Origin of the sequence: Geomonas terrae, from assembly GCF_004791675.1 — a bacterium.
GTDB lineage: Bacteria > Desulfobacterota > Desulfuromonadia > Geobacterales > Geobacteraceae > Geomonas > Geomonas edaphica.
The window spans coordinates 36,368-47,285 of the sequence record NZ_SRSC01000005.1 but is presented as its reverse complement, the minus strand read 5'-3'; the positions used below and the strand labels follow the sequence as shown (position 1 = coordinate 47,285).

Annotated in this window: 11 protein-coding genes; 5 read left to right on the top strand and 6 right to left on the bottom strand. The window is 62.5% G+C overall.

The genetic code is table 11. The features are described from left to right. From E4633_RS18385 to E4633_RS18360, 6 genes are all read right to left on the bottom strand, one after another. Positions 1-1,026 carry a Gfo/Idh/MocA family protein gene (locus tag E4633_RS18385; protein ID WP_135872474.1) on the bottom strand — a complete coding sequence of 342 codons (1,026 nt, stop codon included), beginning with the start codon at positions 1,024-1,026 and terminating at the stop codon, positions 1-3. Between the two features lie 25 nt (positions 1,027-1,051). Further along, positions 1,052-2,182: a sugar transferase gene (locus E4633_RS18380; RefSeq protein WP_135872472.1), complete on the bottom strand. Its 1,131-nt coding sequence runs from the start codon at positions 2,180-2,182 to the stop codon at positions 1,052-1,054. A gap of 129 nt (positions 2,183-2,311) precedes the next feature. Next, the gene (locus E4633_RS18375) at positions 2,312-3,025 is read right to left on the bottom strand and encodes a Crp/Fnr family transcriptional regulator (RefSeq protein ID WP_135872470.1); all 714 of its coding nucleotides are present in this window, start codon (positions 3,023-3,025) and stop codon (positions 2,312-2,314) included. 26 nt (positions 3,026-3,051) lie between these two features. Continuing rightward, complete coding sequence (locus tag E4633_RS18370) at positions 3,052-4,362, bottom strand: pilus assembly protein TadG-related protein (protein ID WP_135872468.1); 1,311 nt, start codon at positions 4,360-4,362, stop codon at positions 3,052-3,054. A gap of 15 nt (positions 4,363-4,377) precedes the next feature. Next, positions 4,378-4,896 carry a TadE/TadG family type IV pilus assembly protein gene (locus tag E4633_RS18365; RefSeq protein ID WP_135872466.1) on the bottom strand — a complete coding sequence of 173 codons (519 nt, stop codon included), beginning with the start codon at positions 4,894-4,896 and terminating at the stop codon, positions 4,378-4,380. After that, positions 4,896-5,387, bottom strand: a complete 492-nt coding sequence (locus tag E4633_RS18360) for a TadE/TadG family type IV pilus assembly protein (RefSeq protein ID WP_135872464.1) — start codon at positions 5,385-5,387, stop codon at positions 4,896-4,898. The genes E4633_RS18365 and E4633_RS18360 overlap by 1 nt, the downstream gene beginning before the upstream one ends. A 427-nt stretch (positions 5,388-5,814) precedes the next feature. Between E4633_RS18360 and E4633_RS18355 the strand changes: the two genes are divergently transcribed. The 5 genes from E4633_RS18355 to E4633_RS18335 all read left to right on the top strand — a co-directional run bounded on the left by E4633_RS18355 (position 5,815) and on the right by E4633_RS18335 (position 10,905). Next, positions 5,815-6,003: a Flp family type IVb pilin gene (locus E4633_RS18355; RefSeq protein ID WP_198419477.1), complete on the top strand. Its 189-nt coding sequence runs from the start codon at positions 5,815-5,817 to the stop codon at positions 6,001-6,003. A gap of 134 nt (positions 6,004-6,137) precedes the next feature. Further along, positions 6,138-6,998: a Flp pilus assembly protein CpaB gene (cpaB, locus tag E4633_RS18350; protein WP_135872461.1), complete on the top strand. Its 861-nt coding sequence runs from the start codon at positions 6,138-6,140 to the stop codon at positions 6,996-6,998. Positions 6,999-7,042: 44 nt separating this feature from the next. Next, positions 7,043-8,365, top strand: coding sequence for a type II and III secretion system protein family protein (locus tag E4633_RS18345; RefSeq protein ID WP_135872459.1), 1,323 nt, complete (start codon positions 7,043-7,045; stop codon positions 8,363-8,365). Between the two features lie 13 nt (positions 8,366-8,378). Continuing rightward, positions 8,379-9,545 (top strand): nucleotide-binding protein, encoded by a 1,167-nt coding sequence (locus E4633_RS18340; RefSeq protein WP_246038237.1) that lies wholly within the window; start codon positions 8,379-8,381, stop codon positions 9,543-9,545. Positions 9,546-9,597: 52 nt separating this feature from the next. Then, a complete protein-coding gene (locus E4633_RS18335) occupies positions 9,598-10,905 on the top strand; it encodes a CpaF family protein (protein WP_135872457.1) in 1,308 nt (435 codons plus the stop codon). The last annotated feature ends 13 nt before the right edge of the window (positions 10,906-10,918 follow it).

Sequence of the window (10,918 nt, the reverse complement as noted above, 5' to 3'; positions counted from 1 at the left end):
TCAGTTCAGCCGCACGAGCACGCCACCGCCGGCCAACGACTTCTTGATCGCCTCGAGGATGCGGACCACCCGCAACCCGGCGTGGCCGTCGTTTTTCGGGGTGACGTTGTTGTTTATGCAATCTATGAAATAGGATGTTTCGCCCTGCAGCGCCTCGACCTGGGTAACGCGCGGGGCCCACATGTCGCCGCTGCGGTAGCTCAGCCGCAGCCCATACGCCTTCTCCTTGGACTCCAGGTTAAGGCTGTCAAGGCCGTCCACCCCTTTGTCGTAAACACGTATCTTCTCGTCGCTCACCAGGTCGTTCCAGACCAGCATCTTCTTCTGACCGCCGATCAAGGTCGTCCTGATCTTTACCGGCGACAGCCAGTTCACGTTCAGGTGCGCGATGACGTTGCCGGGGAAGTAGATGGTGATGTAGGCTACGTCCTCGAGGTCGTTTCTGAAGTGGGCGATGCCGGTGGCGGTCACCGCGACGGGATCCATGCGCAGGAGATGGTCCATGATGGAAAGGTCATGCGGGGCAAGATCCCACACCACGTTCACGTCCTTCTGGAAGAGCCCGAGGTTCACCCTTATCGAATCGAAGTAGTAGAGGTCCCCGAGGATGCCGTCGTCTATCAACTCCTTGATCTTTTTCACCGCGCCGGTGAAGAGAAAGGTGTGATCCACCATGATCTTCAGGTTTCTGCGCTCGGCGAGCTCGATGAGCTTTTCCGCCTCGGCTACCGAGGCCGTGAACGGTTTTTCGATGAAGATGTGCTTTCCGTTCGCGAGCGCCTTGCGGGCGATCTCGAAGTGTGACGAAACGGGTGTAACGACCGCCACGACGTCGATATCCTTGGCGCTAAGAAGCCTGTCGCATTCGCGCTCAGTCCGGACTCCGGGATAGCTTGCGGCGGCCCGCTGCAGGGACTTCTCGTCCGCATCGCTTATGGCGACGACCCTGGCGCCCGGGGTCGTGTTGAAGTTCCGTGCGACGTTGGGCCCCCAATAGCCGAATCCTACTATGCCGACGTTGATCATAGCTCCCACCCTGAATGTTGAAGCGCTAGTAAGCCCCCCTGCACCTCAGTACGGCCATGGGGGTCATGAGGAGGATCTTCAAATCCAGCAGCACGCTCCAGTTCCTTAGATACCGAAGGTCGAGCCGCACCATCTCGTCGAAGTTCGTCGAGCTTCTGCCGCTTACCTGCCAGGCGCCGGTGATGCCGGGTTTTTTCCCGATCAGGCGGTTGCGCTGCCAGCCGCGATAGTTCTCGACCTCGTAGTGGATCGGCGGCCGCGGCCCTACCAGGGACATCTCCCCCTTCAGCACGTTGAAAAGCTGCGGCAGTTCGTCCAGGCTGTACGCCCTCAGAAACCTGCCGACGCCGGTTACGCGGGGATCGCTAGTGATCTTGTACACGGTGTCCTCGCCAGCATCGATCCTCCCCTCGATCAGTTCCTTCACGAACTCCCGGTGGATGGCGTCGTCCCGGTTCACGTGCATGCTTCTGAACTTCAACAGCTTGAACCGGACACCGTTCAGCCCATAGCGCTCCTGGACGAAGAAGACAGGCCCCTCCGAACCGAGCCTGATGGCGAGGGGGGCCAGGAGAAAGATAGGGCTCAGCAGCAGTAACGCCGTGAGGCTTCCGACCAAGTCGAGGGCCCGCTTGGCGAGCGCCCCGGGCGTCTTGGCCGTGGTGGCGTTTACCTCCGGGAAAAAGAGCAGGTCGAAGGCGGCGCTGTCCCCCCCGGATTCGGGGTAAAGCCTGAAGGTGACCACCATGCGACTCGCCGCTTCCTCGCCGAAGCAGCTACGCAGCATCCCGGTCACCTTGTTGCCGACGCACCGCTCCGCCTCTTTCACCTTGTCCGCGGCCACCTCGATCAGGATCGCGCCAGCCGCCCTCCCCTCCAGTGCCCCGCAGATGTCGGTATCCCTCAGGCAGCCGGGAAGCTCCTTGGCCAGCCGGCCAAGGAAAGCGGCGGGGGCATCTTCAAAGCCGCCTCCGGCAGTCACCACCATGACAAGAAGCGGCTTACCCGCTCTTTCAGCGCGTTTTCGTTCCTGGCTGAGTTTTTGGCGGAAGCTCTCAACGGCATGAAAGCCGTGACCGAAGTGGTCTGTACTACCTGCGCTGCGCTCGCACAGCATGCGCCACCAGGAAAGTTTTTTTGTCCATTGACCGTCCATGTGCAGCTCCGAAAGAACCAGATACAGCCGGTGCAGTTTCAATGACAGCGCCCGGCCAGTATCATTAATTTTTTCCAACCGTGCAAGTATAGTGAGGCGCTTCACCATGTCAAGGCGCCCGTCGCTGGGCTACAGGAACTGCATCTTGCGCTTGAACCCGGGCTTCAGCAGGATGGTCCGGTTCTGCAACATCTCAAGATCCCCCTCCTGCGTCAGCCGCTGCAAAAGCCTCGTCACGGTCTCCCTGGATACCGACGTGTAACCCGCCAGCTCTTTGTGGGTGAGTCGAAGGGCGATCACCACGCCGCGGGAGTCCGGCACGCCGTGCAGCAGGCTCAGGTGGTTCAGTATGGAGCGCAGCCTCTGCTCCGCATCCGGCAGGGTGATCGCCTTCAGTACCAGCTGCGCCTCGCGCAGGCGCTGACAAAGCATCGCGACCAACTGGAGCAGTACCTTGTCGTTGCCGAGGAAGAAGGTGTCGAAGGTCTCCTTGGAGATGAGCCCTATCTCAGTGTCCTCCATGGCGATCACCGTGGCCGGGGCGGTCTTCGCGTCGAGGAGCGCCATCTCCCCGAAGACGTCGCCGCGCTTGTGCACGGCAAGGATGCGCTCCGTCCCCTCTCCCCCGAGGTGGACCACGCGGACCTTGCCGCTGAAGACGACATACATGAAGTTGGCGGTGTCCTCTTCGAGAAGGACGATCTGGTTTTTGTGGAACTTCTTCTCGAGGATCCTGCGCTGCACCTCGTCGAACTCCCCCTCGTCCAGGTGCGAGAAGAGCGCGATCGACCTGAGCAGTCTCGCGTGGCCGGTCAATTCTCCTTCCGTTCCCGATTTCTTCAACGTGCACCCCCAGATGGGTGATGATCTCACCTTGACAGGCGCAGCACCGAAGTGGCGACCTTGCGAAAGGCCGCGTCGAACTCTTCCGGCTCCGCCGAAAAGTATGTGCCGCTTGGCTGGTTCGCGTTGTAGGTATCCACCCCGTTCACGTTCGCCAGCCGCCTCATGATGTTCTCCCCCTTTTCGTTGTTGCCGTACGACGGGCAGGCAGCCTCGATCTCGCTGAGCTTGGAGCCGCGCCCGATGACGTGGATGGTGATCGGGTACCCCTGCAAACCCGATTCGCCGCGCGCCGCGTCGGCCACGTTCTCGGCCATGTTGCGCGCCGCGCGGTCGACGTTGCACTTCTGCTCATCGAAGCTGTTCGCCACGGTGAGAAGCTCCCGCGCTGCGTTGAAGCTTTTAACGGGCACGGTCCCGCTCCAGTCCATCTCTGGTAGCGTGTTTAGGGACAGGGCCGAGCGCCGCAGCGGCGAGCTCACCTCGTCCCGTTGGTAGAGCGGGTAGAGGCCGCCGTCCTGCGAGGAAAGGGCTCCGACAGCCTCCCCTGTGCCGGTTTCGAAGCGGGCGGCCATGCCGTTGGGCGCGCTGGCGGCAAAGATGACGATGATGCGCCGCTTCGATTGCCTGGGCTTCGGCAAGGAGTCCAGTTGCGCCTTGGCAACCCGGAGCGCCTCCTCCACCGCGGCGTACCCCGGCTCCCGCGCTTCCGGGCCGGCGAGATAATCCTGCATCCTTCTCAGGTCGAAACCGCGTTTTTCCCTGATCCTGAACTCGTCCCGCGCTTCGACGCCGTTTGCAAAACGGATCAAGCCGACGCGGTCCGACTCCGGGTTGAAGTTTCCCAGAAACCTGCCTGCCGCGGTTTTTGCCGCCTCCAGCGCCTGGTCGCCCGGTCGTTCCGGGGTTGCCAGCACGAGCACCAGGTCCACGGGGGAAAGCGTCGTAGTTGCACTCGCGCTGACTACGAATTGCCTCGTCCCCACCGCCCTCGCAAAGTATGAGGGGAGCAGCGCAGTGGCGCTTACCGTTACGTTCCAGGATTGGTCCTCTTCCGTGACGACGGTGGTCGGAGCGGCAACCTGTGCACCCAAGAGGCCATCAGGGTAGTTGACGGCAAAGAACCTGGCGGCTTCCGCACCCGCAGTCACCTCCCCCTGGGGGGCCACCTTCCCGGCGGCGAGCGCTGCGGCGTCGACCGCCGCTCTCAATTTCGTCTTCACCAGGTAGGCCATGCCGACGTCTATGGCCAGCCCGATCATCGCCAGGAGAAACGTCGCGGTGAGGACGAACGCGACGAGCACCTGCCCCTTCTCCCTGCCTGCAGGCTCTTTCATGTCCCCTCCGTACCGTCAGAAGACGGTCCTCGAGTAGAACTGCTTGTCCAGCGTCACCATGCTTCCGGAAAAAAGGCTCCGGTATGCGTAGAAAACCTCCACGACGAAAGCCCTCTCCCCGCTCTCCAGCTTCAGCGCGTCCAGGTCCAACGCCTTTGGGTGCGCCCCACCCGGCGTGTAGGTTCCAATCCTGCTGTCGACCCTCAGGGCCCCTTTATTCCACGCCTCCTGCGCCTGGATGGTGTCCCCCTGCACTTCGGTGATGTACATCATCCCCCTTTGCGCCATGTCCAGCGGCTGGGCGGTGGCCGCCAGGAGATCCATGATCCCCTGCAGATCCGGTTGCGTCCCCGGAGCGGGACGGGCAGCGAGGTTGGCTCCCTCGCGGCTCACGTTGGATATCACGGTGTTGGCGCGGATGGCGCAGGAGAAATCGTAGATCGCCAGCAGCACCAGCCCGAAAACGAGCAGCAGCAGGGCGAACTCGACGCAGGCCTGCCCACGCGCCCGGTTCCGGCTCCCCTCGGGCCTCATTATTTCCCCTCCTTAAGGGGGAAGTCCTCGTTTCTCATGGTTGATCTGGCGGTGAAGGTGTAGGTAGGGCCGAAGACCGGCCTGAGGACCGGCGTCAGCAGCGGACAGGTATAGGTGAGGCTTACCATGATGAGCCGGTTCGGCTCACCGGGGTCTCCCCCATCTTCGACCGGGGCACCGGTGTAGTTGGCAAAGGCCAGGACATCACGGGGAAGCACGCTCACCTTCGGGTCCTTCGGGTTATGGAGGTTGCGGTCGTAGAGCCCCATTGACTGTTCCCTTATCTTGGCGATGAGAGCCGCCCTGCGCGAGGGTGCCCCATCGCTGGAGCCGGTAACGGCGAGCCGCGCCCCCTCTCTTACCGCGTGCTGCATGGTGAGGTTTGCGTAAAAAATCCACCCCAGATCGATGACCGCGAACCCCAGCAGGGAAACGATCACAACCACCAGCGCGAGCTCCACCAAAGCCTGCCCCCTTTTATCGTTCCGCATAAGAAAGCTCCTTGCGCGCCGCGGTTGCCGGCACCTTCCGGACAAAACAGGCACCAGTATAGGTTAGAGGCTTCCAATTTCAAGCCGGCCGGAAGGCAAAAAAGGGCCATCCTCAATTACCGGGGAGAGGCCACCCGGAATTCCTCGGGGCCCTAAAAAAATCGCTTGCACAATCGTTCCGCCGTCGTAGTATTTTAAAGTTTTTTAATTTCAAATAGAATTTAATGATTGTTACGAGTCCTGATCACTAACAACCCGCATGACCACACATATCCTGAGTTGAAACAATTCTTTGAATCAGGACGGCTGGGAATCATCACCGGTACCACATCCAATCAAATCAGTTGTGCAAACAACATCACCGCGATGTTGTACTGAAGTCCGGGTGGTAGATACTCCAACAGCAGCCACGAAAAGGGAGGTCAACATGTCTGTAAAAGCGAAAGTATCAAGCAAGATGAAGTGTCTGTTCAAAAGCATCAGTGGGCAGGGGTTGGTCGAGTACGCTCTGATACTGGTGCTCATCGCGATCGTAGTGATGGTTGCGGTGAGAACCCTCGGCAGAACGACCAGCACCGTGTTCACGGACGTCAACACCAACCTGAGTGCCCGCTGAAACGGCTCCCGTGGGGCCACCTGCGCGCGCACCCCGCCGCAGGTGGCCCCTGGCATCGCCTTCTTAAGGGCGCCTCCCCCCTGATCCAGCACCCCGCATGTGGCTGCCGGCGCACGTGAACGAGGAGGAAACGTATGACCCGCCCCAGCACTGTCGCAGTGGTCTCGGTATTCGCTTTGCTGTTCGCCGTGGCCGCGGCCTGGCTCTCCTACACCTATCTGCAAAAGGAAATGGCTACCTTCAAGGCGGTCCAACCGCAAAGGATCGTCGTCGCCGCGACGGACATCCCGGTCGGGTCCACAATCAAGGAGGCGCAGCTTAAGGTAACGAGCTGGCCCAAAGACAGCATCCCCCCCGGAAGCAGCCGGGAGCCGGAGCCACTGGTGAACCGGGTGGCGGTTCGCCCGATCAACGGCGGCGACGCCGTCACCGAGGCGAAACTAAAGCCCCGCTCCGGCGCCCCCGGCAGCGGTTTCATGACCTACGTGGTGCCACAGGGGCACCGTGCCGTCACCGTCGCGGTGAATGAAGTAGCGGGGGTCGCGGGGTTTCTCACCCCGAGCGACCGGGTGGACGTCGTCGTGACCATGCCTCTGCCGGAAAACGAAAGAGACAGCATCAGCAGAATCGTCCTCGAGAATGCCCCCGTGCTCGCCACCGGCCAGATCACCGACCAGAAGGGGGGAAAGCCCGTGGTGGTGCCGACCGTCACCCTCGACCTAACGCCGGAGGAATCCGAAAAGCTGGTGCTTTCTGCGAGCAAGGGGTCACTGCAACTGCTGCTGCGAAACATCTCGGACAGCGCCCCTGTTGCCTCCCGTGGGATCACCGTATCCAGGCTTCTCGGGGTGCAGGCCGCCCGCACGCCGCAACCGGTGGCAAACCGCGCCCCCTTGGCGCGCCCGAAACGGGAGGCAAAGCCGACGCCGGAGGCCTCCTACACCCTGGTAATCGTCAGGGGATCCGAAAAATCTTCACGACAATACCCCGAGTAAAAGTGCCGATAAAACGACCGCTTCCGCATCGGACGAGGTGACCCATGACGTTTCTCCGCGCCCTTAAAAGCCTTGCGTTTGCCGTGACACTCCTGATGGCGGCGCTTCCCCCCCAAGCGGCCTCGGCCGGGGTCCCGACCACGGTGATCGTCAACAAGGGGGTTGTGCTGACGCTGAAGAAGCCGGCGACCTATATCACCATCACCGACCGCGACATCATCGACGTCCCGGATCCCCCGCGACGCAACCAGATCCTCATCAACGGCAGGAAGATCGGCAATACCAACCTGGTCGTGTGGGAGCAAAACAGCGACAAGCCCATCTTCTTCGACGTGAGCGTGGTCGGGGACCGGGAAGGGATCGAGTCGCTCCTTGAGGAGTGGGCGCCCGACGACGACATCAACGTGCAGTTTGCCCAGGACACCCTGGTCCTCTCCGGGAGCGTCGCAAGCGAAACTACCCTGAAAAGGGCGGAGGAGATCGCGAAGGCGTACGCACCGAAGGTGCTGAACCACATCACCGTCGAGCCCCCCGCGCAGGTGCTGCTACAGGTCAAGGTGGCGCAGGTGGATCGCACCTCGCTCAAGCAGCTGGGCATCAGTGCCATGGTAAAAGGGACCAGCGCCGAGGGGTTCCTGAACCTCATCGCGGCGCCAAGCAGCACGAGCTCCTCCGCGGGGCTCAAGGGGATAGCCGGCTCGGTCCCGGCACTCACCTCGTTCGACCCTCTGGACCCGTTCACAGTCGGGGTCTCCTACTTCCCGGCCGGGATCGGGGCGGTGCTGCAGGCGCTCAGCAGCAAGGGGCTCGCGAAGATCCTCGCCGAGCCGAACCTCCTGGTGAAGAGCGGACAGGAAGGGGATTTTCTGGCAGGGAGCAAGATCCCGTACAACGTGGTGGTGAGTACCGGCGGGACCGCCACCACCTCCATCGTCTTCGAAACGGTCGGGGTGAAACTGAGGTTCAAACCCGAGGTGCTGCCGAGCGGTCTCATCAACCTGAAGATCGACCCGGCCGAGGTGAGCAGCATCGCCGGGACGCTCGCCGTGAACGGCTACCCCATCATCGACACGCGTGACGTGCGCACCAGCGTCGAACTGCGCGAGGGGGAGAGCCTGGTCCTCGCGGGGCTGCTTCAGGAAGAACAGGTGAGGAACATGTCTAAGATTCCGCTCCTTGGGGACATCCCGATCCTCGGCGCACTGTTCAGGGCCACGGACAAGGAGATGAGAGAAAAGGACCTCGTATTCTTCATCACGCCTAAGATCGTGCGACCTACGCCTCCGGGGGAGGCCACCGTGCTCCCCACGGACCGGGTGAAACCGGAAGAAAAACGGGAGTTCGACTGGATACCTAAGACACGCTAGCGGCGGTGGCCGGTTGCGGACAGGTGACACCGGGGAAGGTCCGGTGAAGGGGCTCAAGATGACTGCCGAGTTTTCCATTGCCATCATCGACGAGGACAGCGCGGCCCGAGAGGCGCTCCAGTCTTCCCTGAAGATGTACGCCGACGCGATCACCGTCGCGGGAACCGTGGAGCATGCCACGAGGGAGACCTCGCTTTCCAAGGGGGTCCCCAACGTCGTGTTCCTCGGGGTCGGGACGGTCGAGAAGGGGATCCGGGACATCCGCGCCATCACCGCGCGGTTCCCCAGGGCATCGGTCATCGCCTGTTCGGCCGAGAAGAGCGTCGAGGGGTTCATGGCGCTCATGCGCGCCGGCGCGGTGGAATACCTGTTGCGCCCCATAGCACCCGAGGAACTGGACCAGTCCATGCGGAAGGTAGGGCGCCTGCTTTTTCCGGTCGCCCCCCAGGCGACCCCGGCAGGGGAGATCATCGTCGTCTACAACCCGATCGGCGGCATGGGGACCACCACCATCGCGGTCAACCTCGCCGCGGCGCTAGCCGAGGACGGCGCCAAGGTCGCCATGGTGGACCTGAACCTGGAGGCCGGCGACGTCAGCACCTTCTTGAACGTGAATCCCGCCTACACACTTAGCAGCGTCACGAGCAACATGGAGCGCCTCGACGCCGAGTTCCTCATGGGGGTGATGACGCGCCACAGCTCCGGTCCCTACATCCTCACCGAGCCGCTGGAGGTGGACGAGGCGGTCTCCATCACACCCGAGCAGGTGCAGCGCGTGCTGGAACTATTGCGCGGGATCTTCTCCTACGTCGTGGTCGATGCAGTGGGGCTTTTGGCCGGCTGCAACACCTCCATCCTTTCCAACGCGAACCTCATCCTCTTCACCACGACCCTGAGCCTCCCCGCCCTCAAACACACGAAGCGCTACATAGCCGCCATGGAGGCGAGGGGGCTGGGAAGCGACCGGGTGAAGCTCGTCATCAACCGGTACCTTCCCAGGGCGGACATCCAGCTCAAAGACGCGGAAAAGGTGCTGGGCATCCCGGTGTTCCAGGCCATCCCGAACGAGTACGGCGACGTGGTCGCCTCGATAAACAAGGGGATCCCGGTCATCAAGCTGCTGCCCAAGTCTCCGGTCAGCAGGGCGATAAAGGGGCTAGCCGAGCGCGTCAGGCGCTAGGGCGCCGGGCTCTAGCGCCGGGACGCGGCCAGGGCGCCGAAAGGGGGTAGCTATGCTGCTGGACGAGCCGCTTGGCAAGGCAGGCGAAGACGCCGTCATGGCGGAAGACGATCAGTTGAAGGAGATGAAGACCCGCATCCATCGGCGCCTGATCGACACCATCGACCTCGCCAAGATGGACCTGATGAGAAGCTGCGAGATGACGGAGCAGATCCGCGGCATCATCGAGACCCTCATCACCGGGGAGGGGATCCCCCTGAACCAGAAGGAGCGGGACCGGCTGGTCCGGGAGATCCAGCACGAGACCTTCGGACTCGGGCCGCTCGAGCCCCTGCTCGCCGACGACAGGATCTCCGACATCCTCGTCAACAACAGCTCCAGCGTCTACATCGAGCGGGAGGGAAGGCTCTTCCGGACACCGGTGCGCTTCCGGGACAACGCGCACCTGATGCAGATCATCGAGCGCATCGTCTCAAAGGTGGGAAGGCGCATCGACGAATCCTCCCCCTACGTCGACGCGAGGCTTCCCGACGGCTCCCGGGTGAACGTCATCATCCCCCCGCTCGCCCTGGACGGACCGGTCCTCTCCATCCGCCGCTTCGGCCGCGACCCCCTCACCATGAAAGACCTGGTGCAGCTGGAAACGGTCGACGAGCGCATGGCGCAGCTTCTCGAGGCGGCGGTGCAGACGCGCCTCAACATCCTCGTCTCGGGCGGGACCGGGACCGGGAAGACCACCCTTTTGAACGTCCTCTCCGCCTTCATCCCGGAAGGCGAGCGCGTGGTGACCATCGAGGACTCGGCCGAACTGAAGCTCAAGCAGGAACACGTGGTGCGCCTGGAGACGAGGCTGCCGAACCTCGAGGGACGGGGCGAGGTGACCTCGCGCGACCTTTTGCGCAACGCCCTCAGGATGCGGCCGGACCGGATCATCATCGGCGAGGTGCGCGGCGCCGAGGCGCTCGACCTTTTGCAGGCGATGAACACCGGGCACGACGGCTCCCTCTCCACCGTCCACTCGAACACGACCCGGGACGCCCTCTCCCGGCTGGAAACCATGGTGCTCATGTCCGGCGTCGAGCTTCCCGAGCGGGCCGTAAAAGAGCAGCTCGCCTCGGCCCTGAACCTCGTGCTGCAGCTCGTGCGCTTCTCCGACGGCACCCGCAAGGTGGTGAAGCTCTCGGAGATCACCGGGATGGAGGGGAACACCATCGTAATGCACGACGTGATGGTCTTCCAGCAGCAGGGGATCGACCGTGAGGGAAGGGTCGTCGGGGAGTTCGTCACCACCGGCGTCCGTCCCCTCTTCGCCGAACGGTTCCGGCTTTTCGGCATAGAGCTCCCACAGGCCATGTTCTAGCCCAGGAGACGGC

What these genes read in the sequence shown, in the direction of transcription:
- E4633_RS18385 (WP_135872474.1), bottom strand. Translation starts at nt 1,026, where the DNA reads ATGATCAACGTCGGCATAGTAGGATTCGGCTATTGGGGGCCCAACGTC.
- E4633_RS18380 (WP_135872472.1), bottom strand. Translation starts at nt 2,182, where the DNA reads ATGGACGGTCAATGGACAAAAAAACTTTCCTGGTGGCGCATGCTGTGC.
- E4633_RS18370 (WP_135872468.1), bottom strand. Translation starts at nt 4,362, where the DNA reads ATGAAAGAGCCTGCAGGCAGGGAGAAGGGGCAGGTGCTCGTCGCGTTC.
- E4633_RS18365 (WP_135872466.1), bottom strand. Translation starts at nt 4,896, where the DNA reads ATGAGGCCCGAGGGGAGCCGGAACCGGGCGCGTGGGCAGGCCTGCGTC.
- E4633_RS18360 (WP_135872464.1), bottom strand. Translation starts at nt 5,387, where the DNA reads ATGCGGAACGATAAAAGGGGGCAGGCTTTGGTGGAGCTCGCGCTGGTG.
- E4633_RS18355 (WP_198419477.1), top strand. Translation starts at nt 5,815, where the DNA reads ATGTCTGTAAAAGCGAAAGTATCAAGCAAGATGAAGTGTCTGTTCAAA.
- cpaB (WP_135872461.1), top strand. Translation starts at nt 6,138, where the DNA reads ATGACCCGCCCCAGCACTGTCGCAGTGGTCTCGGTATTCGCTTTGCTG.
- E4633_RS18345 (WP_135872459.1), top strand. Translation starts at nt 7,043, where the DNA reads ATGACGTTTCTCCGCGCCCTTAAAAGCCTTGCGTTTGCCGTGACACTC.
- E4633_RS18335 (WP_135872457.1), top strand. Translation starts at nt 9,598, where the DNA reads ATGCTGCTGGACGAGCCGCTTGGCAAGGCAGGCGAAGACGCCGTCATG.